General features: G+C 38.9%; 21 protein-coding genes and 1 tRNA gene. 14 read left to right on the top strand and 8 right to left on the bottom strand.

Going from position 1 to position 25,653, the window contains the following annotated elements; genetic code table 11:
- Nucleotides 1-321 precede the first annotated feature (321 nt).
- Nucleotides 322-2,004, bottom strand: coding sequence for a ShlB/FhaC/HecB family hemolysin secretion/activation protein (locus tag GWI59_RS03800; RefSeq protein WP_161724005.1), 1,683 nt, complete (start codon nt 2,002-2,004; stop codon nt 322-324).
- A gap of 199 nt (nt 2,005-2,203) precedes the next feature.
- A tRNA-Pro gene (locus GWI59_RS03795) sits at nt 2,204-2,280 on the bottom strand.
- 299 nt (nt 2,281-2,579) lie between these two features.
- On the opposite strand from GWI59_RS03795, the gene GWI59_RS03790 reads away from it, so the two are divergent.
- On the top strand, nt 2,580-2,885 hold the full coding sequence (locus tag GWI59_RS03790) for a DUF5339 family protein (RefSeq protein ID WP_006534621.1): 306 nt from the start codon (nt 2,580-2,582) through the stop codon (nt 2,883-2,885).
- Nucleotides 2,886-2,944: 59 nt separating this feature from the next.
- Here the strand turns inward: GWI59_RS03790 and GWI59_RS03785 are convergent, their stop codons facing one another.
- Nucleotides 2,945-3,280: a YceK/YidQ family lipoprotein gene (locus tag GWI59_RS03785; RefSeq protein WP_072064830.1), complete on the bottom strand. Its 336-nt coding sequence runs from the start codon at nt 3,278-3,280 to the stop codon at nt 2,945-2,947.
- A 392-nt stretch (nt 3,281-3,672) separates the two neighbouring features.
- Between GWI59_RS03785 and GWI59_RS03780 the strand changes: the two genes are divergently transcribed.
- Nucleotides 3,673-5,331 (top strand): putative transporter, encoded by a 1,659-nt coding sequence (locus GWI59_RS03780; RefSeq protein WP_006534619.1) that lies wholly within the window; start codon nt 3,673-3,675, stop codon nt 5,329-5,331.
- Between the two features lie 265 nt (nt 5,332-5,596).
- On the opposite strand, the gene GWI59_RS03775 is transcribed toward GWI59_RS03780, so the two are convergent.
- Both GWI59_RS03775 and GWI59_RS03770 read right to left on the bottom strand, forming a co-directional pair.
- On the bottom strand, nt 5,597-6,856 hold the full coding sequence (locus tag GWI59_RS03775; protein WP_072064833.1) for a valine--pyruvate transaminase: 1,260 nt from the start codon (nt 6,854-6,856) through the stop codon (nt 5,597-5,599).
- Between the two features lie 170 nt (nt 6,857-7,026).
- Complete coding sequence (locus GWI59_RS03770) at nt 7,027-7,611, bottom strand: DNA-3-methyladenine glycosylase I (protein WP_161724003.1); 585 nt, start codon at nt 7,609-7,611, stop codon at nt 7,027-7,029.
- Nucleotides 7,612-7,846: 235 nt separating this feature from the next.
- On the opposite strand from GWI59_RS03770, the gene glyQ reads away from it, so the two are divergent.
- The 3 genes from glyQ to GWI59_RS17580 all read left to right on the top strand — a co-directional run bounded on the left by glyQ (nt 7,847) and on the right by GWI59_RS17580 (nt 11,093).
- Complete coding sequence (gene glyQ, locus GWI59_RS03765; RefSeq protein WP_004246832.1) at nt 7,847-8,752, top strand: glycine--tRNA ligase subunit alpha; 906 nt, start codon at nt 7,847-7,849, stop codon at nt 8,750-8,752.
- A gap of 9 nt (nt 8,753-8,761) precedes the next feature.
- Nucleotides 8,762-10,834 (top strand): glycine--tRNA ligase subunit beta, encoded by a 2,073-nt coding sequence (gene glyS, locus GWI59_RS03760; protein WP_161724000.1) that lies wholly within the window; start codon nt 8,762-8,764, stop codon nt 10,832-10,834.
- Nucleotides 10,835-10,919: 85 nt separating this feature from the next.
- The gene (locus GWI59_RS17580; protein WP_265820497.1) at nt 10,920-11,093 is read left to right on the top strand and encodes a helix-turn-helix domain-containing protein; all 174 of its coding nucleotides are present in this window, start codon (nt 10,920-10,922) and stop codon (nt 11,091-11,093) included.
- A 37-nt stretch (nt 11,094-11,130) separates the two neighbouring features.
- Here GWI59_RS17580 and GWI59_RS03750 read toward each other — a convergent pair whose 3' ends face one another.
- Nucleotides 11,131-12,417 (bottom strand): DUF3748 domain-containing protein, encoded by a 1,287-nt coding sequence (locus tag GWI59_RS03750; protein WP_109848000.1) that lies wholly within the window; start codon nt 12,415-12,417, stop codon nt 11,131-11,133.
- Nucleotides 12,418-12,553: 136 nt separating this feature from the next.
- Between GWI59_RS03750 and GWI59_RS03745 the strand changes: the two genes are divergently transcribed.
- The 6 genes from GWI59_RS03745 to recG all read left to right on the top strand — a co-directional run bounded on the left by GWI59_RS03745 (nt 12,554) and on the right by recG (nt 19,403).
- Complete coding sequence (locus tag GWI59_RS03745) at nt 12,554-13,171, top strand: trimeric intracellular cation channel family protein (RefSeq protein ID WP_006534609.1); 618 nt, start codon at nt 12,554-12,556, stop codon at nt 13,169-13,171.
- A 306-nt stretch (nt 13,172-13,477) separates the two neighbouring features.
- Nucleotides 13,478-14,101 carry a guanylate kinase gene (gene gmk, locus GWI59_RS03740; protein ID WP_006534608.1) on the top strand — a complete coding sequence of 208 codons (624 nt, stop codon included), beginning with the start codon at nt 13,478-13,480 and terminating at the stop codon, nt 14,099-14,101.
- A gap of 54 nt (nt 14,102-14,155) precedes the next feature.
- A complete protein-coding gene (gene rpoZ / locus GWI59_RS03735) occupies nt 14,156-14,431 on the top strand; it encodes a DNA-directed RNA polymerase subunit omega (RefSeq protein ID WP_006534607.1) in 276 nt (91 codons plus the stop codon).
- Between the two features lie 28 nt (nt 14,432-14,459).
- Complete coding sequence (spoT, locus tag GWI59_RS03730; RefSeq protein ID WP_161723998.1) at nt 14,460-16,586, top strand: bifunctional GTP diphosphokinase/guanosine-3',5'-bis pyrophosphate 3'-pyrophosphohydrolase; 2,127 nt, start codon at nt 14,460-14,462, stop codon at nt 16,584-16,586.
- Between the two features lie 2 nt (nt 16,587-16,588).
- A complete protein-coding gene (gene trmH, locus GWI59_RS03725; RefSeq protein ID WP_109848001.1) occupies nt 16,589-17,311 on the top strand; it encodes a tRNA (guanosine(18)-2'-O)-methyltransferase TrmH in 723 nt (240 codons plus the stop codon).
- Between the two features lie 4 nt (nt 17,312-17,315).
- The gene (gene recG / locus GWI59_RS03720; protein ID WP_161723996.1) at nt 17,316-19,403 is read left to right on the top strand and encodes an ATP-dependent DNA helicase RecG; all 2,088 of its coding nucleotides are present in this window, start codon (nt 17,316-17,318) and stop codon (nt 19,401-19,403) included.
- A gap of 162 nt (nt 19,404-19,565) precedes the next feature.
- Here the strand turns inward: recG and gltS are convergent, their stop codons facing one another.
- Entirely contained in the window at nt 19,566-20,783 is a 1,218-nt protein-coding gene (gene gltS / locus GWI59_RS03715) for a sodium/glutamate symporter (RefSeq protein WP_072064843.1), read from the bottom strand.
- A 241-nt stretch (nt 20,784-21,024) separates the two neighbouring features.
- Here gltS and GWI59_RS03710 point away from each other — a divergent pair, with 241 nt between their 5' ends.
- The 3 genes from GWI59_RS03710 (at nt 21,025) to GWI59_RS03700 (ending at nt 24,541) form a co-directional block, all read left to right on the top strand.
- Nucleotides 21,025-22,416 carry a uracil-xanthine permease family protein gene (locus GWI59_RS03710; protein ID WP_161723994.1) on the top strand — a complete coding sequence of 464 codons (1,392 nt, stop codon included), beginning with the start codon at nt 21,025-21,027 and terminating at the stop codon, nt 22,414-22,416.
- 121 nt (nt 22,417-22,537) lie between these two features.
- Entirely contained in the window at nt 22,538-24,214 is a 1,677-nt protein-coding gene (locus tag GWI59_RS03705) for an AsmA family protein (protein WP_161723992.1), read from the top strand.
- An 87-nt stretch (nt 24,215-24,301) separates the two neighbouring features.
- Nucleotides 24,302-24,541 carry a hypothetical protein gene (locus tag GWI59_RS03700; RefSeq protein ID WP_072064850.1) on the top strand — a complete coding sequence of 80 codons (240 nt, stop codon included), beginning with the start codon at nt 24,302-24,304 and terminating at the stop codon, nt 24,539-24,541.
- Between the two features lie 81 nt (nt 24,542-24,622).
- Here the strand turns inward: GWI59_RS03700 and rluF are convergent, their stop codons facing one another.
- Nucleotides 24,623-25,504 carry a 23S rRNA pseudouridine(2604) synthase RluF gene (gene rluF / locus GWI59_RS03695; RefSeq protein ID WP_072064851.1) on the bottom strand — a complete coding sequence of 294 codons (882 nt, stop codon included), beginning with the start codon at nt 25,502-25,504 and terminating at the stop codon, nt 24,623-24,625.
- Nucleotides 25,505-25,653 lie beyond the last annotated feature (149 nt).

Below are 25,653 nucleotides of genomic sequence, written 5' to 3'. Positions count from 1 at the left end.
TATCTAGTCAAAAAAACCACATATTAAAAAATCCTTAAGTGAAATAACTGTTTTAAAAAAAGCCATAATTTGTGATTGAACGCTTAAATATTAAACGAATATATTGAAATGAAACAAAGAAATGGATGATTTATTCTGTTAGCCCTAAAAAATAACACCACACATAGAAGATAATCAGTGCAATACTAAGCTAACTTAAAAAGAGAAAAATGCCTTTTTCTCTTTTTAACTACTAGAATGCTATATAAGCCAATAATATATAGTTATTTATCAAATGATTTACAAAATCAATAGTAAAAAATATAAGATAAACCACCAAAATCAGAAGTTAAATTGGGCGTTGAAATTAAACTGTGATCCTGTTGCTTTTCTACTAGAAGGGGCCGATAACGGTATGCTCCATATTAACTGATAACTCAGCTGTTTAAAGCTTCCTTCTAGCCCTGTTGCTGCACCAATCAAATATTTATTTTTATTATAAAAAACGTTTTTTCTCTCTTCAGAGACGGAACCATAATCTATTGCAGAGAATAGCATTTGGTTATTAAAGGGTGTAAGCCAAGTGACCTTGTGTCGGGAAACAAACTGATTTGCATCAGAATAACCTTTGCCTGACTCAAAACCATACACACTATATAAACCGCCGATATTTGCTTTATCAAGTAACCCATCAATATCCGATCGAGTTAGTTGAAACAGTATTTCTGGCTGATAAAAAAATAACTGTGAATTAATTTTAAAAGGAATTAACACTTCTAAATTAATATTAAAAATTGGCACACCATTAAGCGAATCTATCGGAGAAAGTTTAGCGCCAGGAATAAAAACGCTCTGCTTATAATTAAATTTAGTATTAAGATAACCCCCTCTCATAAAACGATAATTTTGCTCAATACCCGCATTAACATAAGGGCTACGACGCTCATGTACTGATAAGCGATAGCCTGACATTTCATTTCGGTAAGTGTAATACTGAATTCCCCCTTTTAAAGTCACTGTACGCTGCGTTGAGGGTCTAAACTGGCGCTGGATCTCAAAGGAAAGAAGTTGTTGACGCGTTTTTTGTAACTTTTTTGTCGTTTCCGATATTCTACGGTTTGATCCAATGTTATAACCAAATAATGTCGCACGCCAATAATGATAAGGTACCTGCCATAAAAAGATCTGCTTTTTGATACCTCTTGATTTTAAGGTATCAAGTTGACTTGAAAGAATAACCATTAATGTGTCATTAAGTTGCGCTAAATTACCAAAGCTTAACCTTGTCGTACCAAATAGATCTCCGTAAATTTTTTGCTCTTTATTATCAATCGATACCGAGCCTGCGACTGTCCTTTTTCCAACTTGAGAAAGAGAAATAATTGACTCATTTTCTTTTGATGATGGTTCTATCTGAATTTTGACATTACTTTTAGGAATGGTTTTGAAATTTTCAGCGCCCTGTTCAATATCTTTAATATTTAAAATATCGCCTTTTTTTATAGGCATCGCCTGTGAGATCAAATAGTGTTTATCTGTCGACGTTTTAGAAACAATGTCTTGTACTTTCCCGACATTTAATGTGATATCCAATACCTCGTCATCAGCATAAAGATCAACGTTACCCACTTCACTCGTCACATAGCCAGCATCATAAAGCATCGCATTAAGAATATTGATATCTTGTTCTAATAATGATTGCGAATGACAATGCCCTATTAATGCTGCTTGCCATTTCGCCACTTGGCGTTGTAATGATGGAGAAGAAAACTCCTCCAAATGATGAATTTTTACCTGTTTGATTGAAAAACATGGCAAAGAAGGCGTGACAAACTCCATTTTATTTTGTTGCGCTAAATTCACTAAAGAGACACTGTCATTTTGTTGTAGTAAGTCATCTCTAAGTTGTGTCTCTGTTGGTAAATCTACTGGTACGGAAAGATCAATATGACTTTCATTCGCTACAGAGAAAAAGGCACAACACCATAAAATACAGTAGATTAGAATAGACAACTCAATACGCATTCAATTTACACTCTTATACAGGGAATAGGAGTGTTATGTATATGTAAAGAGAAACAAAAAAGATTTATAAAAAACGTCTTTTACCTAGATAGGTGCCAATAATGCAACCATGCCTATCTATCAGAAAGTAAAAAGAGATGATTGATGAAGAGATGCCCAAAACGACAAAACCCCGCTTTAAAAGCGGGGTTTCTTAATATGGTCGGCGAGAGAGGATTCGAACCTCCGACCCACTGGTCCCAAACCAGTTGCGCTACCAGGCTGCGCTACTCGCCGAAAACGAGGTGCATCTTACTGCCAGAAACCCACTCCGTCAATACTTTTTTAGTATCACCTGACTGTTCGTACGGTTTTCGACCAAAATAGTTGATTTTTAACTTTTTTATCATAAACAAGAGGTGATTTTTAGCGTTACTGTAACAAGCTTAGCTTTCTTTCTTCGCTTTACTATGGCTTTCTTTACGTTATCTATAAAATATGAAAAAAAATAACAAATTTATTCTTAATTATTATCGTCTAATTAGTGTACTTTTTATATAATTCGATTATGTCAAATAAGGTGGGTAATTTAGAGAATGAAACAATGTTGGTTGGGTGTCGCATTACTTTTATTGTCAATCACACTTCCAGCTCAAGCATCTACAGTTCATGCTTGCCGAGTGTACTTTAAAGAAGCGGATAAATTTATTCAGTACATTTCTGAAAGAGAAGATCTAAAACATAATATGCCGGAGATTAAGGCTAACTTCGAGCAAAGCAAAAAACAGATAATGACAGCACCTCAAGCAGAACAAAAAGTTATATGTGACAAGGAAATGCAAGAGCTTAATAGTTTGAATAAAATGTTTGGCCCTAAAGAAGAAACAGCTTTACATAAATAATCAAATAGATAATGACTAAATATAATTACTTATTTATTATTTAGTCATTAATTTTTATATTAATTCTTATTTTCATGATTATTATTCGCAGTTGTATTTTCCAATCTTTTTATACGTTCCTTAGGTGAATTATCACTTTTATCATCACCTTGAGTATAATAATCATATGGTAATAATAAAGTATCTAATACGGCACTAAAAGGGAAATCGAGAATAACCAGTGGCTTCATTGCCCATCCGGTTTCATCATCTTTTAACATTGTCATGTTATTTTTTGTCCCTGAATAAAGTTCTTTATTCGGGCCAGCATGAGTCATAACACTTGAGCAACCTGTCAGTAATGTCGTCAAAAATGTAACTAATGTTAAATTTTTACTTGTCGTTCTGAATATCATAGGGCACCTATAAAACGAGAGCTGTAATCAACGCTTTTTATCATATAGTTAAACCTGTTTTCTCTTACAGGACAAGAGAAAGATGATATAAAAAAGCTTAATTTTTTAGTCAGTAAATAAATAGTTCTAGTGTAAGAAAGTTTCATTTTCTCTAATTAAAAAAATCATAATAATATTATTAATGATTATGTTTTGATGATATTAAAATTCAACCTTCATTATTTTAAATTAACACTTTAACGCTATATTTATCTTTCTTGTTAGTTTGATCTCTATATATGTTGAATCTGTGCGATAAGACACAGCGACTTTCATTATTCTTTGCCAAAATAGGTTTATCGTTTTAGCTCAAATTTCTTCTTTTTTTATTTTTTGGGTACAGGATCTTTTTTATGAGTGATATTGCATTAACAATGGTGATGTTGTCATTAGCAGGCGCTCTAGGTCTTTGGATTGGCAATATCAAAATTTATCGGGTTAGCCTAGGAATAGGCGGTGTTCTTTTTGGTGGAATTATTATTGGCCACTTTGCTCAGCGCTATAATTTCTTACTTAATGCACAAACTCTTCATTTTATTCAAGAATTTGGGCTTATCCTTTTCGTTTATACTATTGGTATCCAAGTCGGTCCTGGTTTTTTCTCCTCACTACGTGTTTCGGGCTTAAAACTAAACGCCTTTGCTATCCTAATTATTCTTCTTGGTTCAATCATAACCGCGTCTATTTATCATCTATTTGATGTTCCTTTACCTATTATTTTGGGTATTTTTTCTGGTGCGGTTACCAATACCCCTTCTTTAGGGGCAGGACAACAAATACTGACTGATCTGCATGTCGACCCAGCATCAGTGGGACAAATGGGGATGGGCTATGCCATGGCTTACCCTATGGGGATCTGTGGCATTCTGCTAGTCATGTGGCTTATTCGTGTGTTCTTTAAAATCAACATTGATGAAGAAGCAAAAGCCTTTAGCAACCAACAAAACAACACTAAAGATGCACTACATACCATTAATATTGCAATTAAAAACCCCAATCTAGATGGCTTATTAATGCAAGATATTCCTCTGCTCAATGAAGATGCCATTGTCTGCTCTCGCTTAAAGCGTGGAGATAATATTATGGTACCTATGCCATCAACAATTATTCAGTTGGGAGATTTACTGCATATTGTGGGTTCAAAAGAAGATCTCAATAAAGTACGCCTAGTACTTGGTGAAGAGGTCGATGCTTCACTTTCAACATCAACAAATTTATTGCAATCAGTACGGATCGTTGTAACAAATGATTCCGTGCTCAGTAAGCGTTTAAAAGATCTGGATCTTAAAAGAAAATACGATGTTGTCGTGACTCGATTAAACCGCGCAGGTATCGAACTTATTCCAAGCAATAATAGTATGTTACAGTTCGGGGATATTCTTAATGTCGTTGGGCGCCCTGAGTCTATTGAAGCCATTACAGCCCTGTTAGGTAACGCTCGTCAGAAATTAGAACAAGTTCAAATGCTTCCTGTTTTTATTGGTATCGGTTTAGGGGTTTTACTTGGCTCTATTCCTATTTTTATTCCTGGTATTCCTGTGGCACTTAAACTGGGATTAGCTGGTGGTCCCCTTGTTGTTGCCTTAATTTTAGGACGTATTGGTACATTTGGTAAACTCTATTGGTTTATGCCTCCAAGTGCTAACTTGGCATTGCGAGAGCTCGGTATTGTCATGTTTCTTGCGGTGGTAGGATTAAACTCTGGCGGTGAATTTGTCGAAACATTAATTGATGGTCAAGGCTTGAGTTGGATTGGCTACGGCATTTTGATTACGTTATTACCGCTATTGATTGTTGGGGTGATCGCCAGAGTCTTCTTTAAACTTAATTATTTAAGCCTCTGTGGAATGTTAGCAGGTTCAATGACAGATCCGCCTGCATTAGCCTTCGCAAATTCAATTCATAGCTCAAGTGGGGCAGCCTCACTTTCCTATGCTACAGTTTATCCCTTGGCTATGTTTTTACGCATCGTAACACCACAATTAATGGCACTGATTATATGGACTTTGTAGTGAAAATAATAAATATATTAAATAATTGAACCGAAGTTGTTATCAAAATCTATATTTAGCTTAGCAGAGTGATAATTAAGGCAATGAATAGCCCTTATTTAAGCCATAGATTTTATAAATGTCTGTTTTAATAGTTCTCGTGCTAAGAAATTTAGATTGAGACGGATTACTAAATTTTTAGTAATCAATTTCTTTCCGTCAAACTTATGCTCAAAAGTCCTCGTTATTGTCTTTGCCCCTTCTTCTCGCTGAAGGGGCATTTTTATTAGATATTCACTGGCTGATAGATGTTCTCGATTTCTTCAGCCAGAATTTTTATTCCTTTCTCTATCAATTCAGGCTCTGGTACATAATTCATTCTCATACATTGATGAGCATGATCCCATGAATCTTCTAATCCCGGAAAGAAGTAATGTCCCGGCACCATTAATACACCACGTTTTTTCAAACGACGGTAAAGCTCTTCACAAGAAACCGGTAAATCTTTAAACCAAAGCCATAAAAATATCGCACCTTCAGGCTTATGAATAAGACAACGCTCTTCAGGTAAATAACGACGAATAATATTAATAGTTTCAAGTACTCGTTGATGATAAAAAGGCCCTATCACATCTTGAGATAACCGCATTAAATCATCGCGTTTTAACATTTCTAATGCCATTGCTGGTCCAATTCCACCAGGTGCGAGACTAATAATGCCGTTAACATTTGTAATGGCTGAAATCAGTTCTTCATTGGCAATAATAATGCCACAACGTGCCCCCGGTAAACCTAGTTTAGACAGACTCATACAGAGAATAGTATTGTCATTCCAACGAGGTGTTGCTTGAGTAAAAATAATACCCGGAAAAGGAACACCGTAAGCATTATCTATAATCAGAGGAATATTATGTCGTTTAGCTAAAATCTCTAGCTTTTCAACTTCGTCATCTGTAATCACATTACCCGTTGGGTTTGTTGGTCTTGAAACACAAATAGCCGCAATATCATCACTAATTTCAAGATGAGCAAAATCCACATGATATTTAAATTGCCCATTCGGCAACATTTCTATTGTTGGCTTATTCGCAACAAACAGATCTTCTTCTAATCCAGAATCAGTATAACCAATGTATTCAGGCGCTATAGGGAAAAGAATTTTTCGTTTTTTCCCATCTTTAGTTGTGCCACCTAATAAATTAAACAGGTAGAAAAAAGCACTTTGGCTACCATTGGTTAATGCAATGTTTTTCGCCGAAATATTCCAACCCAGCTTCTCTTTTAAGCATGTCGCCAACGCTTGTAACATAGCATCTTTGCCTTGCGGACCATCATAGTTACAAACTGCATCACTTAACGTACCATTTTCTGTCATCTCTTTAAGTAATTGACGAAAATAGTTGTCCATTTCAGGAATATGCGCAGGATTACCACCTCCCAACATCACGGCACCCGGTGTCCGTATTCCTTCATTTAAATCTTGCATCAAGCGAGCAATGCCTGAGTGCTGAGCAAATTTTTGCCCGAATTGTGATAATTGAGTCATCTTTGCAGGTATCTTCTATGTTGCTTTCTCGTTAAGAAATACCATACCGCGAGCTTTAATCTGCATCAATAGTTATAATGGAAATGATAAAATAGGAATATTAATACAGATTTAAATATTGAAATATAAAACCAATAATTTCTTAAATTAAAGATAACTCAACCCACATTTTAATTTTTATTGGTGTTTTCACTCTCTTCTTGGCGACAAAAACAGGAGAGAATATGGTCATTCACCATACCAACAGCTTGCATAAAAGCGTAGCAAGTTGTTGTACCAACAAATTTAAAACCTTTTTTCTTTAACGTTTTTGCCATTTTATCTGAGATTTCAGTGGATGCAGGTACTTGGGATATATCATCCCACTGATTAACAATTGGCTTATTATCAACAAATTGCCAAATAAACTGGCTAAAATCCTCACCTTGCCCTTCCATTGCCATAAAAACACGCGCGTTATTAATAATGGCGTTAATTTTTCCTTGATGACGGATAATAGCGGGATCTTGTAATAAAGCTTCGACATCTTTCTCTGTCATTTTGGCAATTTTTTCAGGTGAAAAACCAAAGAAACAGCGACGATAACCTTCTCTTTTTTTGAGTACGGTATACCAAGATAGCCCAGCTTGTTGGCCTTCAAGGCAAATCATTTCGAAAAGCTTGTATTTATCTCGTTCAGGTTTTCCCCATTCATCATCGTGATATGCCAAATATTCAGGATCATTGGTTACCCAATCGCAGCGTTGTTTACTCATTCACTCATTCCTTGTTATCAATAACTTTCAATAGCATCACTTATATACTGTATAAATATACATGTAAATAGGTAAAAAAATTCAATCTAATTCTTTGAGCATAGTCATAAAGTCAATTAAAGGATTATTTTTTTGATCGAGGGAAAATTGCCCGCATTCCTTGCTGTATATCTTTCGTCTAGAAGGTATACTGAAACCTTTCTTTTTATTCTATGTATCGCCATGCGGATATAACATGCAAAAGTTTGATACCAAAACCTTTCAAGGTCTTATCCTGACACTACAGGATTACTGGGCTCGCCAGGGCTGTACCATTGTCCAACCATTAGATATGGAAGTGGGCGCAGGCACATCACATCCAATGACTTGTTTACGAGCATTAGGCCCAGAGCCTATCGCTGCGGCTTATGTACAGCCTTCACGTCGTCCAACAGACGGACGTTACGGTGAAAACCCTAACCGTTTACAGCACTATTACCAATTCCAAGTTATCATTAAGCCATCGCCTGATAATATTCAGGAGCTTTATCTTGGCTCATTAAGAGAGTTAGGTTTAGATCCTACAATCCATGATATTCGTTTTGTGGAAGATAACTGGGAAAACCCAACACTGGGTGCTTGGGGCTTAGGCTGGGAAGTTTGGCTCAACGGCATGGAAGTCACGCAGTTTACCTATTTCCAACAAGTGGGTGGATTAGAGTGTAAACCGGTTACAGGTGAAATCACTTACGGCTTAGAACGTCTTGCCATGTATATTCAAGGTGTTGATAGCGTTTATGACTTAGTTTGGTGTGATGGCCCATTAGGTAAAACCACCTATGGCGATATCTATCATCAAAACGAAGTTGAACAATCAACTTATAATTTTGAATACGCAGATGTAGACTTCTTATTCTCTTGCTTTGAGCAATATGAAAAAGAAGCTCGTGAGTTGTTAGAATTAGAAAAACCTCTGCCTCTACCTGCCTATGAACGTATTTTAAAAGCAGGACACACTTTTAATCTATTGGATGCACGTAAAGCTATCTCTGTAACAGAGCGTCAGCGTTATATTTTACGTATCCGTACTTTAACCAAAGCGGTTGCTGAAGCATATTATGCTTCTCGTGAAGCGCTTGGTTTCCCTATGTGTAAAAAGTAAGAGGCTATCATGACAACTGAGACTTTCCTCGTGGAAATCGGCACAGAAGAATTACCGCCGAAAGCGCTTCGTTCTTTAGCCGAATCTTTTGCTGCTAATTTTACTGCAGAGCTGGACAACGCCAATATCACTCATGGTGATGTATCTTGGTTTGCAGCACCTCGCCGTTTAGCCATTAAAGCCGCTAATATGGCGAAATCACAAGCAGATAGAACCATCGAAAAACGTGGCCCTGCAATTGCTCAAGCATTTGATGCTGAAGGTAAACCAACCAAAGCGGCTGAAGGTTGGGCAAGAGGCAATGGCATTACTGTTGACCAAGCAGAACGCTTATCAACAGATAAAGGCGAATGGTTATTTTATCGTGCAGAAGTAAAAGGTGAAGCGGTTAACCAATTACTGATTGGCATGGTAAGCACTGCATTATCAAAATTACCAATTCCAAAATTAATGCGCTGGGGCGATAAAGAAACTCACTTTGTACGTCCTGTTCATACCGTCACTTTATTATTAGGTGATACTGTTATTGATGGTGAAATTTTAGGTATCCAAAGCGATCGCGTTATTCGTGGTCATCGCTTTATGGGTGAAGCTGAATTCACTATTGATAACGCAGATCAGTATCCTGAAATTCTTTATGAACGCGGAAAAGTGATTGCTGATTACGAAACGCGTAAATCAATTATTCTTCATGATGCTCGCCTTGCCGCTGAAAAACTCGGTGGTATCGCAGATTTAAGCGATAGCTTAGTGGAAGAAGTCACTTCATTGGTTGAATGGCCAGTTGTACTAACAGCAAAATTTGAGGAAAAATTCCTTGAAGTGCCTGCTGAAGCACTGGTTTACACCATGAAAGGTGACCAAAAATACTTCCCTGTTTATGATAAACAAGGTGGATTGTTACCTAACTTTATTTTCGTCACTAATATTGAATCTTCGGATCCACAACAGATCATTAGTGGTAACGAAAAAGTGGTACGCCCTCGCTTAGCGGATGCTGAGTTCTTCTTTAAAACTGACCGTAAACAACGTTTAGAAGATAACTTGCCGCGCCTTGAAACCGTATTATTCCAGAAAGATTTAGGCACACTGCGTGATAAAACCGACCGTATTCAGGCATTAGCTGGCTTTATCGCAGGTAAAATGGGTACTGATGTTAATAAAGCAACCCGTGCAGGTTTACTGTCAAAATGTGACTTAATGACCAATATGGTGTTCGAATTCACAGATACCCAAGGTGTTATGGGTATGCATTATGCACGTCATGATGGTGAAGCCGAAGAAGTTGCGGTTGCATTGAAAGAACAATATCAGCCTCGTTTCGCAGGTGATGAATTACCGTCTAATCCTGTTGCTAGCGCCCTCGCTATTGCAGAGAAGATGGATACCCTTGCGGGTATTTTCGGTATTGGTCAACATCCGAAAGGGGACAAAGATCCATTTGCTCTACGTCGCGCATCATTGGGTGTTTTACGTATTATCGTTGAGCAAGATTTACCGCTAGATATTGAAGAATTAACGCAAGAAGCCGTTCGCCTTTACGGCGAAAAACTGACAAATAAAAATGTCGTCAGTGATGTGGTTGAATTTATGTTAGGTCGTTTCCGTTCTTGGTATCAAGAATTGGGTTACAGCATTGATACTATTCAAGCTGTATTAGCACGTCGCCCAACACAACCTGCAGACTTCAATGCTCGCGTTAAAGCGGTAACTTATTTCCGCACATTAGAGGAAGCCGCTGCGTTAGCAGAAGCGAATAAACGTGTTTCTAATATCTTAGCAAAATCTGCTAACGTAAAACTAAACGACACGGTTTTAGCTTCCGTCTTAAAAGCACCAGAAGAAGTTCAATTAGCGGCGAATCTTTCTGTATTACAAGATAAGTTGGCGCCATTATTTGCAGAGCGCAAATACCAAGAAGCCTTAGTTGAACTGGCATCATTACGTGATGTGGTCAATAACTTCTTTGATAAAGTTATGGTAATGGATGAAGACGAAGCGGTTCGTATCAACCGTTTAACCATGTTAAGTCAATTGCGTGAACTGTTCTTAAAAGTCGCGGATATTTCTGTTTTACAATAAATTGTAGAAATACAAAAAAACACAAAACCGGCATTGTGAAAGCAATGCCGGTTTTTTTCCAATGAATGGTGAAAATATAAAATGAATTCGCGAACAAAATAATATTCCGCAATCGTCTCTTGCTTTAATACTCAATATGACAAAAGAGAGTGTATCAAAATGGGAGCGGAACGAAATTAAACCCAACGGAGCTACACTGAGACGTGTAAATTTGATTGCTCAAAAAGTCACTTATAATCTAATTCATTCTATTTTTTAGAGCCTATATAATACAGGCTCTATTTTTAGAATAATAACTACAATCCAGTCTCTACCGTAAATATCTGACGATAACCATCAACATCACGCATAAAGGCGATATATTGATCATCAGGAGAGAATACAACAGCATCACTACTTGGTGCTTGTGCTGTTTTTTCTGTTAATCGCGTTAGTTCACCCGTTTTTGCATTACATAACATCACACTATTATCACAAATAAAGGTGAGATATTGTCCGTTACTATTCCATGTAAAGGCGGACTGAATATCCCAATCCTGCGAGGTAACTTGCTTTATTTCTTTCGTACTTGGCGAGACGGTATATAACTGCACAACACCGTTATCATCTTTCATTAAAAAAGCAATCGCATCACCTTGTGGGGAGCTTCTTAACCAATGACGAGGCTGATTTAAAACACCTGCATATTTTCTATTTGCGGTATTTGTTAGGCGAACTTGATGAATACCTTTAGCCACTGCTGGCATTGTTGTCTCGGTTCCTGCCAGTGGTTTATCACCTTCAATACTGAAAGCCTGATTATCATCCGGTAAATCCACTAAGAAAATATCAGAAACTTTATCACCCGTTTCACTGACGGTATCGCCAATAAATGCAATAGCCCAACGTTGTTGTGAACCATCAGCCTTTGTATACCCCTGAGTACCAACCCAACACTCTTCATAAGCTTTATTAATTTCATCGCTCCCCTTTTGTGGATGAGCGACAGTTTGGCTTATGACAGTGCAAAAATATTCACCGTCATATTCACGAGGGTGTTTTTTAACAACATTAATCGCTTTCAGTGGCACAGCAACAGCCACATTACGTTGATCATATTCGCCACCCAGTTCGTGCATAATATGATCGTTATATGTAAAGCTTAAACGCGTGCCGTCAGGACTAAAAACATGAACATGCGTACCGCCACGTAAAGCACCAGCCTGATAAGGTGATGTCAACGAACAAGCGTCGATATTAAATGCACGATTGTTTTCTGATCCATCAACAATCACTCCGCGACGATGATGAAAATCATAATGCCATTCATCATCTGGGTTTTCAGGTCCATGAATAAAAGCATAACGCACAGGCTCAATTGGGCATACTGTAGCCACACCAACATGTGCCCCTTGTGTTGCTGTGTAAATTATCTGTTGCTGTTTTGTTTTCGCATGAATTTTTTCTATGGTTAGACCTGTAAAAGATCCTCCATTGGGACGTACATCATAGACTAACCACTGGCTATCTGGCGTCCAAACATTTATATTGGTTAACTGATGATGACGGCTATCAAACGTAATCTGGTGTTCCTGAAAAGACATATTTATCCTTATCGGGAAATAAATTTCCACATTATAAAAACTAATTAATTTTACCTGGCACTAAAAAAATTCAGTCGAGACTTTTTCGCAAGGTAATTACTCTACCCTCACTAAATAGTCAAAAAATTAGAAAATCATGTTACTTAGTGTTCTCTATATTATTGGTATTACTGCAGAAGCCATGACCGGTGCACTTGCAGCTGGTCGTCGTAAAATGGATGTTTTTGGCGTTATTATTATCGCCTCTGCAACTGCCATTGGTGGTGGCTCTGTCAGGGACATTCTACTGGGCCATTACCCCCTCGGTTGGGTAAAACATCCTGAATATATTGTCACTGTTGCATGTGCTGCTGTTATCACCATGTGGGTTGCTCCCATGATGAAACACTTACAGCGACTCTTTCTTATCCTAGACGCCATCGGTCTAATGGTTTTCTCTATTATCGGCGCACAAATCGCACTCGATATGGAGTATGGCCCAATTATTGCTGCTATTGCCGCAGTGATTACAGGTGCTTTTGGCGGTGTATTAAGAGATATGCTTTGTAATACCATTCCTCTCGTGTTCCAAAAAGAAATTTATGCCGGTATCGCTTTTGGTGCTGCGTGGCTTTATATGGGATTACTGTTTTATACACCGTTACCAAGAGACGTCATTATCATCATTACCCTAATTGCTGGGTTAACAGCTCGACTTCTCGCTATTCGTTATAAATTGGGCCTACCTGTCTTTAATTACGAGAATCAAGATTAACGAATCGCTATTTTAACGACAGCGGTTCTTTTTGATTCTGTGGGGTATCTCAAAATATAATCTCTTTTCGCTATTGTGATAAAAGGTAATTCCTATCACTGAGCCTTTAATTGTATGTTAATATTGACATAGTTTAATTTTTCTCTTGTTTCTATATTCAGAAAATAGAATGTAATAAGAAAAAAATAGCTCTGTATTAAACATGGGCGCTGTATGTCATTCATTGTATGTGTATACTATATGGGGGGATTTACTCCCTAAACATGTATTTATACTTAATTCTCCAGTCAAATTCAGAAAGTCATCATGATCCAAGGAACACTTTATATTGTTTCCGCCCCAAGCGGTGCGGGTAAATCAAGTCTTATTCAAGCGCTGTTAAAAACACAGCCTTTATATGACACGCAGGTTTCTGTCTCTCATACAACCCGCCCAATGCGACCGGGAGAGAGCCATGGTGAACATTACTTCTTTGTTACTGAAGAAGAATTTAAAAGCATGATAGACAGCGGAGATTTCCTCGAACATGCTTGTGTCTTTGGTAACTATTACGGCACATCAGGCAAAGTTATCAAAGAAATTTTAGCCAGTGGTGTTGATGTCTTTTTAGATATTGATTGGCAAGGCGCACAACAAGTGCGTAAAGCGATGCCTGAAGCTCGCAGTATTTTTATTCTGCCACCGTCAAAAGAAGAGCTTTACCGCCGACTTCGTGGACGTGGCCAAGATAGCGAAGAAGTGATTACAAAACGTATGTCACAAGCTGTATCGGAAATGGAACATTTTAATGAGTATGATTATTTGCTGATTAATGATGATTTCAATACTGCGCTTGCTGATTTACAATCAATTATTCGTTCAGAAAAATTACGCCTTGATCGTCAAACGCTACGACATGGTGATTTAATCAGCAAATTATTGGCAGACTGAGTTAACTTTCAGTATTATGCCCAGTCATTTCGTTAATGGTGGAGTAACACAAATATGGCACGCGTAACCGTTCAAGACGCTGTAGAAAAAATTGGTAACCGTTTTGACCTTGTTCTGGTCGCAGCACGTCGTGCGCGTCAGCTACAAGTTGGCGCTAAAGACCCTTTAGTTCCAGAAGAAAATGATAAAATGACTGTTGTCGCGCTACGTGAAATCGAAGAAGGCCTGATTAACGGTAAAATTCTTGATGCTCGTGAACGTCAAGAGCAGCAAGAGCAAGAAGCAGCAGAATTACAAGCTGTTTCAGCGATTGCGGAAGGTCGTCGTTAATCGTTTATAAAATAGGGGTAGGTCTGCCTTGTACCTGTTTGAAAGCCTGAATCAAATCGTTCAAAAATACTTGCCATCGGAGCAAGTTGAACAACTTAAAAAAGCCTTTATCGTCGCCCGAAATGCCCACGAGGGGCAAACTCGTTCAAGTGGTGAGCCTTATATTACTCACCCTGTTGCGGTTGCGTGTATTCTTGCAGATATGCGATTAGACCACCAAACGCTAATGGCGGCGCTATTGCATGATGTTATCGAAGATACTCCTGCAACCTTCCAAGATATCGAAAACCTATTTGGTAGTACGGTGGCCGATCTTGTTGAAGGCGTGTCTAAACTTGATAAATTGAAGTTTAGAGACAAAAAAGAGGCTCAGGCTGAAAACTTCCGTAAGATGATTATGGCGATGGTAAAAGATATCCGCGTCATTTTGATCAAACTGGCAGACCGAACTCACAATATGCGCACTCTGGGATCATTACGCCCAGACAAACGTCGCCGTATTGCTCGCGAAACACTCGAAATTTACAGTCCTCTTGCACACCGTTTAGGTATACACCATATCAAAACAGAGCTTGAAGAGCTGGGTTTCGAGGCGCTACATCCTAATCGTTACCGTGTAATCAAAGAAGTCGTTAAAGCTGCTCGAGGCAATCGTAAAGAGATGATTAATAAAATCCTCTCTGAAATTGAAGGTCGCCTAACGGAAGCGCATATCGAATGCAAAGTTAACGGTCGCGAAAAACACCTTTACTCTATCTATCGAAAAATGTTGTTAAAAGAGCAACGTTTTCACTCGATCATGGATATTTACGCCTTTCGCGTTATTGTGAAGGAAGTCGATACCTGTTATCGGGTTTTAGGGCAAATGCACAGTCTTTATAAACCACGTCCCGGTCGAGTTAAAGACTATATTGCCATCCCCAAAGCCAATGGCTACCAATCTCTTCATACCTCACTAATTGGCCCTCATGGAGTACCCGTTGAAGTGCAAATTCGTACGGAAGATATGGATCAAATGGCTGAAATGGGGGTTGCTGCGCATTGGGCTTATAAAGAGCAAGGTGAACAACCGGGCACAACCGCACAAGTAAGAGCTCAACGCTGGATGCAAAGTCTACTTGAATTGCAACAAAGCGCGGGTAGCTCATTTGAATTTATCGAAAACGTAAAATCCGATCTTTTTCCTGATGAAATCTACGTTTTCACGCCAGAAGGTCGCATTGTTGAATTACCAACGGGTGCGACTCCTGTCGATTTTGCTTATGCGGTCCACACAGATATCGGCCATGCCTGCGTGGGCGCAAGGGTTGATAGACAACCTTATCCTCTTTCACAATCGCTACGCACAGGACAAACGGTTGAAATCATTACTGCTCCAGGCGCAAGACCAAATGCGGCTTGGCTAAACTTTGTCGTCAGTTCAAGAGCACGCTCTAAAATTAGACAACTGCTGAAAAACCTAAAACGTGAAGACTCTATTAATTTAGGTCGCCGTTTACTCAATCACGCATTAAGTGAGCACAAGCTTGCTGATATTTCAGCAGAAAATATTGAGCGTGAGTTGAAACGGATGAAACTTCATTCAATCGACGACTTAATGGCTGAAATTGGTTTAGGTAATACCATGAGCGTTGTTGTTGCGCGTAATTTATTGATTGATAGTCAAAATCAAGATGAAAACGCACAAACCGAAACAACCAATGATGCTCCACCTAAACTCCCAATTAAAGGTGCTGATGGCGTATTGATCTCCTTCGCTAAATGTTGTCGCCCTATTCCGGGAGATCCTATCGTTGCACATATTAGCCCGGGTAAAGGTTTAGTTATTCACCATGAGTCTTGTCGTAATATTCGTGGTTACCAAAAAGAGCCTGAAAAATTCATGCCTGTCGAGTGGGACAAAGAGATCAACAGCGATTTCATTACTGAAATTAAAGTCGATATGATTAACCACCAAGGTGCTTTAGCAAACTTAACCGCAGCTATTAATGATGCAAATTCAAGTATTCAAAGTATGAATACAGAAGAGAAAGATGGTCGCGTGTATTGTGCTTTTATTCGCTTAACAGCAAAAGACCGAATTCAATTAGCCAATATCATGCGTAAACTTCGTATCATGCCAGACGTTCTGCGCGTTAGCCGTAATAAAAACTAGTCATGAATTCAATTCGATATGCCCGCATCTGTCAAATGATGGCGATGCGGCAACCTGACCTGACGATTTGCCTTGAAGAAGTGCATAAATCCCATAATGTGGCTGCTGTTATAAGGACAGCTGATGCCGTGGGTATTCCTAAAATTCATGCTATTTGGCCTGAAGAAAAAATGCGAATGCTCGTATCACCAGCAGCCGGAAGTAACAGTTGGGTTAATGTAGAAACACACCCCACAATCACTGATGCCGTAGGTGCCTTTCGTACTCAAGGTATGCAAGTTCTTGCGACACATCTCTCAGATAAAGCCGTCGATTTTCGTGAGATTGATTACACTCGCCCAACTTGTATTATTATGGGACAGGAAAAAACCGGTATCTCACAAGATGCGATAGCGCTTGCCGATCAAGATATCATTGTTCCTATGATGGGGATGGTGCAATCACTGAATGTTTCAGTTGCCAGTGCTTTAATTTTATATGAAGCACAACGCCAACGTCAGGCTGCGGGTATGTATAATCGAACAGAGAGCACCTTAACAGAAGAAGAACAACAAATTCTGCTATTTGAAGGTGGATACCCAGTATTGGCAGAAGTTTCTCGTCGAAAAGGCCTGCCTCGCCCATACATTAATGATCGTGGTGAAATTGAAGCACCTGAGTCATGGTGGGCAGAAATGCAAATGACACAAAAGCAACTTAGGAAATTAAAAAAGACGGAGTATTGATCCCATGAAAGGAAAACTGCTTGATGCAATCCCCTTAACCACTCTTCACGGCGTAGGTGCAAGTCAGGCAGACAAGCTGGCAAAAATAGGGCTTGTGACTATTGAGGATTTGTTACTCCACCTTCCTTTGCGTTATGAAGATCAAACGCACCTCTATGCTATTAGCGATCTTCTTCCCGGTATCCCTGCCACTGTTTCAGGTGAAGTATTAAGAACTGAAGTCAGTTTTGGTCGACGAAAAATGATGACCTGCCAAATTTCTGATGGCTCAGGTATTTTAACGCTTCGCTTTTTTAACTTTACAGTTGCAATGAAAAATAACCTTGCTCAAGGTAAACAAGTCATCGCCTATGGTGAAGTAAAGCGAGGAAGTCGTGGCCCTGAAATTATCCACCCTGAATATAAAATCAAAGTGGCAGGTGCTGAGGTTAAACTACAAGAAACACTCACCCCGATTTATTCAACAACCGAAGGCTTACGCCAAACATCATTGCGAAAACTGATAGAGCAAGCGTTAGAATTACTTGATACCTGTGCTATTAATGAATTATTGCCCGATCAATTTATTCATGGTTTACCTCCATTAGCCACCGCATTACGTACACTGCATAATCCTCCCCCTGATATCGCTTTTGCACAGCTTGAAAAAGGACAGCACCCTGCTCAAAAAAGACTCATTATTGAAGAGTTACTCGCCCACAATCTAGGTATGCTCAATGCCAGAGCTGGTGCGCAATCTTATCGTGCAGAACCGCTGTTTATGCCAAGCACTTCCACATTACGCCAGCAATTTCTCGCAATGCTACCTTTTACCCCGACAAATGCTCAACAACGTGTCGTCAATGAGATAGAAACAGATTTAGAAAAAAACTATCCGATGATGCGATTAATCCAAGGAGATGTAGGTTCAGGTAAAACGCTAGTTGCAGCATTAAGTGCATTACGTACTATTGCAAATGGTAAGCAAGTGGCGTTAATGGCTCCAACAGAATTATTAGCAGAACAACATGCATTGACGTTTAGAAAATGGTTTGAGCCTTTTGGTATCCAAGTGGGTTGGTTGGCTGGAAAGCAGAAAGGGAAAGCTCGCGAGGCACAGCAAAACGCCATTGCGAATGGTGAAGTATCGATCATTATTGGAACGCACGCTATTTTCCAAGAACAAGTTAAATTCCACTCTCTAGCCTTAGTGATTATTGATGAACAACACCGATTTGGTGTACATCAACGCCTCGCATTATGGAAAAAGGGCGAAGAGCAAGGCTTTCATCCCCATCAATTGGTGATGACAGCAACGCCGATCCCTCGCACATTAGCCATGACAGCCTACGCTGATATGGACACCTCTATCATCGACGAATTACCACCGGGACGCACACCTGTTACCACTGTCGCTATCCCTGATACTCGCCGTAATGACATTATTGAACGCATTAGGTTGGCTTGCACAGAAGAAAAGCGACAAGCCTATTGGGTATGTACCTTAATTGAAGATTCTGATGTTCTTGAAGCGCAAGCAGCCCAAGTTATCTATGATGAGCTTACAATTGCACTCCCTGAAATCAAAGTAGGGTTGGTACATGGGCGAATGAAGCCCGCAGAAAAACAGGCCGTAATGACCGCATTTAAAGAAAATGAACTCCAACTTTTAGTTGCAACAACAGTGATTGAAGTTGGCGTTGATGTGCCTAATGCCAGTTTGATGATTATTGATAATCCAGAACGGCTAGGCCTTGCACAGTTACACCAACTACGTGGACGTGTAGGTCGAGGCGCAATCGCCTCTCATTGTGTCTTGTTATATAAAACACCACTCACTCAAACGGCACGTTTGCGATTGCAGGTATTAAGGGATAGCAATGATGGCTTTGTCATTGCACAAAAAGATCTTGAGATCCGTGGCCCTGGTGAGCTTTTAGGTACCAAGCAAACGGGTAATGCACAATTTAAAGTCGCTGATTTATTGCGCGACCAAGGACTTGTTCCTGAAGTTCAGCGTATCGCTCGTTACCTGCATCAACACTATCCTAAACATTCTCAAGCCTTAATCGAACGCTGGCTACCTGCTAAAACACAATACAGCCAAGCTTAAAGTTACTCTTTTACATGGCTTAGCGTGCGTTTAAACTCGCTTCAGGTCGATCTTGAAATATTAGTAAGTTACATACCACATAGAAAAACACCTCAATGCCGATATCCAACATTGAGGTGCTCTTTAACGTTTTTGAAGCTATTTTAATTTATAGCAACCAAACTATCCTGCAACTATAGGCGTAAAGAATGGCAATAGTAGATACAGTTTGATCACTATCGCATTCACAATATCAATAAAGAATGCCCCTACCATTGGTACTACTAAGAACGCAAGATGAGAAGGACCAAAACGATCTGTAACGGCTTGCATATTCGCAATCGCCGTTGGTGTTGCTCCTAAACCAAAACCACAGTGACCCGCTGCTAAAATCGCCGCATCGTAGTTTTTACCCATGACACGGAAAGTGACAAAAATTGCATAAAGTGCCATTACACCTGCTTGAACACCAAGGATAACCAGCATTGGGATCGCCAGTGAAGCCAGTTCCCATAATTTCAGGCTCATTAATGCCATTGCTAAGAATAACGATAAACTCACGTTACCTAAAACTGACACCGCTCTATCAAAAACACGGTAGAACCCAAGCATTGAAAGGCTATTACTTAAAATAACACCAATAAACAGAACACACACAAAGGTTGGTAGTGAGAATGCCGTGCCTTCTAACAATTGAGAAAGGAACGTACCGGCCATTAAACAGATAGAGATCATCGCAATAGTTTCTAACAATACCATTGAAGTAATCATTCTACCTGTAGTGGGTTTCTCAAAGGCTGTTGGCATTTCATGATCATCAGCACCAATTCCTGGTGTTGGAATATTTTTGATTAAGTAACGCGCAACTGGGCCACCAATCAATCCACCTAAAACCAAACCAAAGGTTGCACACGCCATTGCGACTTCAGACGCACTCATGAAACCATAACTTTCAACGAACGTTTTACCCCAAGCAGCCCCTGTACCATGACCACCCGATAATGTAATAGAACCAGCCAATAATCCCATAAGAGGATCAAGGCCTAACATTTTCGCCAATGCAATACCGACCGTGTTTTGCACTAATAACAACCCAACAACAACGAAGACGAAAATAAAAAGCGCTTTTCCTCCCGCTTTTAAGCTTGCAAGGTTCGCGTTTAAACCAATTGTTGCAAAGAAGGCTAGCATTAATGGATCTTTAAGTGAGAGATCAAAACTGACTTCCCAATCCATAAAAGATTTAGATGCTAATAGAAGAACTGCAACAAGTAGCCCACCTGCAACAGGTTCTGGGATCGTATACCGTTCTAAAAAAGGAACAGATTTCACTAGTTTACGTCCGATCAAGAGAACCAAAGTGGCCGCAACCAGCGTGCCATAAACATCAAGATGATACATTTATGTACCCCGTCTTATTTGTTAATTTTATATAAAAATACTACGACGCTAAGTTCATCCATAAACAACGCCAAAAGCAGGTATCCCCGATTAGAAAAAAAAACGCAGACAAACACAAGTTAAAACATATAAAAATGTGAGCGCCTCTTATGCATTTTGATAACATCATTTTCACGCAAACGATTGCTTTTGTGGCGCAGATCATTAAAATACTGTTTTTGCCGAATAAGAAATTCACACCATGGTTACTTCAGAAAATCAAAATTTGCCTAAAAATAGTGATGTTTCAATTAAAAAAAATAGCGAACTTCTTTTTGCTTTAGAAGAGAAACCGCCATTACCACAAACACTTTTTGCTGCTTGCCAACATCTTCTAGCTATGTTTGTCGCGGTTATCACGCCTGCGATCCTTATTTGCCAAGCATTAGGATTACCTGCACACGATACTCAACGTATTATTAGCATGTCTTTATTTGCATCAGGTATTGCCTCTCTTATTCAAATTCGAGCATGGGGACCGATAGGTTCAGGATTATTATCAATCCAAGGAACAAGCTTTAACTTTGTTGCTCCGCTCATTATGGGAGGATTAGCACTTAAAAATGGTGGCGCAGATATTCCTACAATGATGGCGGCCCTTTTTGGGACATTAATGGTCGCCTCATTAACCGAAATCATCCTGTCTCGTGTACTTCACTTAGCAAGACGTATCATTACACCATTAGTTTCAGGTGTCGTAGTAATGATAATCGGCCTCTCTTTAATTCAAGTTGGATTAACTTCAATTGGTGGTGGTTATGCTGCTATCGAAAATAATACCTTTGGTTCACCACAAAACCTGTTATTAGCAGGCTCTGTTCTTATCGTTATTATTTTACTTAATCGACAAAAAAATCCTTACTTACGCGTTGCTTCTTTAGTCATTGCAATGGCTGTGGGCTATGTTCTTGCTTGGGCTTTAGATATGTTGCCCACACCAGTAGAACATCAAGAAACGCCTTTTATGACTATTCCTGAGCCGTTTTATTATGGGCTGTCATTTGATTGGCACTTGCTTATTCCTTTAATGCTGGTGTTTATGATCACTTCACTAGAAACCATAGGCGATATTACGGCAACTTCTGATGTTTCAGAACAACCCGTTAGTGGCCCTTTGTATATGAAACGGATCAAAGGGGGCGTATTGGCTAATGGAATTAACTCTATGGTTTCGGCATTTTTCAATACCTTTCCAAACTCTTGTTTTGGTCAAAATAATGGTGTGATCCAATTAACTGGTGTTGCGAGTCGCTACGTAGGCTATGTTGTTGCCGCAATGCTCATTATCTTAGGATTATTTCCGTTTGTTGCAGAATTTGTGCAAAGAATTCCTGAACCAGTATTAGGCGGAGCTACATTAGTTATGTTCGGTACGATAGCTGCGTCTGGTGTACGCATTGTTTCTAAAGAAGCGTTAAATCGCCGAGCCATCATGATCCTTGCAATTTCACTTGCGGTAGGGCTGGGCGTTTCACAGCAGCCTCAAATATTACAATTTGCTCCTGATTGGCTAAAAACATTGCTGTCATCAGGTATTGCTGCAGGCGGCTTAACGGCAATTATTCTTAATCTTATTTTCCCTCAAGAAAAGTAGTTGCCATAAATTATAACAGTTAAATAATCTTGTTTTATCTAGTGATGAATACTTGAGCATCGCCTAGTTTTCAGGCATAACTGTATACTGTTTTGATGGAGTATAAAACAGGAGAAGGGCAATGCGCTGGCTGATGAAAAGTATGGTATCTCTGATACTTATTGTTATTTTATTTATTATTATAATTTACGCTTTTATTCAGACTCAGTGGGGAGCGCAAAAGGCAAGCGAATGGCTAACAGAATACACTGATTACGACATTCGCTTCTCAGGTATTGAACATGACCTTATGCAGCCCGAACAAGTTATTGTTTATGATCTCCTCGTTAATCCTAAACAAGATAAAGCCAGAGTATCGGCAAAATCAGCACAAATCCGATTTGATTGGCAATTTTTTACCACCCCTTCCCATCTGCAAAAAATTACATTAGAAAATGGCAATATTGAATTTACCAATAAGTCTCCATCAATACCGTTAAGTGCTGATATTCTGCAATTTAAAAATATGATTTTAAACAGCACCAATGCGGATTTTTCTTTCGAAGCAAACAAAGTGACGGGGGGAATTACACCTTGGGCACCTACATCGGAAGATTTTATTGGAGCAGGCCATTTTCAATTTTCTATTGCTGATGGAATGATAAATAATAATAAATTCAGTAACTTTATTATTTCTGGTCAATATCAGCCCAATAATATTCAAATAGAAAAACTAGGAACGCATTTACTTAATGGCTCACTCTCATTAAGTGGTCAGTATCAAGATAATCAATGGAAGTTTGATGAAGTTTATATGAATGGCTTACGCTGGCAATCTTCGCAAACTTTTAATGAATTAATTCAGTCTCTCTCTGAGTACCCACGCATTAGCATAAGAGCGCTTAATATTGTTGATTTTACGGCTGAAGGGAAACAGTGGGCAATGAGTGGTTTTGATGGGCAATTTTCTCAATTTAATTGGGATAACGCTCTTTCATTTACAACCGGCGAGCTCAATACAAATGACCTTGTTTTTCAAGATGAACACTTCACTGATCTTATCGCAAAACTCAACCAGCAGAACAATCAACTCAATCTAGATAACCTCAGTTTACGCTATGAAAAAGGCTTAATTAAGCTTGCTGGTCATTGGAATAAAGACAATAAAACCATCACGATCCAAGATGCCACACTATCAGGTCTTTTATATACGTTACCTGAAAATTGGCTCAATTTTTTAGCTAAACCGATAGATACCAAGAGTAATATTCAAAATATCACTATCGAACAGTTATCTATCAACCAATCTATTTTGATTGATATCACGCCGGAATTTCCATTTCAATTCACCAACTTAACAGGAAAATTGCAAAATTTAATGGTTGCAAAAGAAGGTGAATGGGGATTATGGCAAGGTTCAGCCGTATTCAATGCAGATAGTGGAACATTAAATCGCATTGAATTACGTCGCCCTGATTTAAAAATTGTCACTCAGCAAGATAACGCTATTATTGAGCAATATTCAGCATTTATTGGTGACGGCATTGTTCGAGGTTCAGCCGGCTTAATCCAATCTAACCAACAACGCCAATTTTCACTTATTACTAATGGTTTAAATGTACCTTTATCAATACCTTATACATTAGGTTTAAAAACAACCTACTCTGATGAAATAGGTCAATTTACACTAAAATTGAAAGGTAATTTACGTGCAAGCCCAGTGATATCAACACTCAATGGCACATTGACTGGAAGTAAAGGTGAGCAACAAATACTCAATTCAGAAATACAAAATGGTGAAATAATTAATCACCTATAATATTGATCTTTCGCAGGAGCACGGATTGCTCCCTTAATAAAAAGCGTTACAATGCGCTATTGCCCTTTTCTTTATCGTGGAGTTTTCATGTCTGACGAAGATTTTTCCCCTGAAAAAATATCTTTAAACACGTTTCAACAATCTCCTTTAACTGCACTTAAAGATAACAGCACACTGCTTGTGTGTGATGACAACAAAACTCCGTTGTTCTATTGCCTTTCTAAAGAAGACTATGACGCCTTAATTGAACGAGTTATGGATGCCGAACTTGCCGCGATAGTGCTTGAACGTCGTCAAAATAAATTAGATGAGTTGAATTTAGACTAACTTTATTGATGCCTAAATAGAACAAATAAAAAACACCCTTTCAGGTGTTTTTTTGTTTTTATCGCATCTACAAAAATGAAATTAACGTTTTTTCTTTTTTCGACCCGGCTGAGCAAAGCGCTTACGAGAGTTATTTTCCGTTTCTTTGGTTTTTGTTTGAGGAATATGAATACCCAAGGCTTTTGCATTACTGCTGATTTGTTTCTTCGGCTTATTTTGCTTAGCTTTTGGTGGTGCTTCTGACGTTGATTTTTCAATCGCATCAAAGAGTTTGATCAGCTCATCATCCGTCAAGTCTCGCCATTCACCGACTGGTAATCCAGATAAGCTCACATTCATAATACGAACACGTTCAAGCTTAGTGACTTCATAACCAAAATATTCGCACATACGACGAATTTGGCGATTTAACCCTTGAACTAAGGTTATACGAAACACCATCGGCGCTTCTTTCTTGACCTTACATTTCTTGGTTTTTTGTCCCATGATAGGAACACCCGCACCCATTCCATGAATAAATTCATCAGTGATCGGTTTATTCACTGTCACAAGGTACTCTTTTTCGTGATCATTACCCGCACGTAGGATTTTATTGACTAAATCACCGTGGTTGGTCAAGAAAATCAATCCTTGTGAATCTTTGTCCAAACGTCCAATTGGGAAAATGCGGGTGCTGTGGTTAACATAGTCAACAATATTATCTTTTTCGCCATCATCTGTGGTACTGACAATACCCACAGGTTTATTCAGCGCAATCAGCACCAGCTCAGAATTATCCTGTGCTTCAATCAATCGACCATTGACTTTGACTTCATCGCCAGCAAATACTTGGTCGCCAATACTGGCGCGTTTGCCATTAATAAGGACAAGTCCTTGCTCAATATAACGGTCAGCCTCACGACGTGAGCAGATCCCGCTTTCACTGATATATTTATTAAGACGAGTAGATAAATTGGTGTCCATGCTTCCCTCCGTAAACTGCGAAATATACATCAATTGGATAGGGATAGAAACTCTATAACACTAGCATTCAAGAATAGATTTTTTATACTCTGTTTTTTTAATTAAAAACGCAGAAAATAGAAAAAGTAACCCAAAAGAAAATAATAATT

It is taken from the genome of Proteus sp. G2673, from assembly GCF_009915125.1.
Classification (GTDB): domain Bacteria; phylum Pseudomonadota; class Gammaproteobacteria; order Enterobacterales; family Enterobacteriaceae; genus Proteus; species Proteus penneri.
This window is presented reverse-complemented; position numbering and strand designations above follow the sequence as displayed.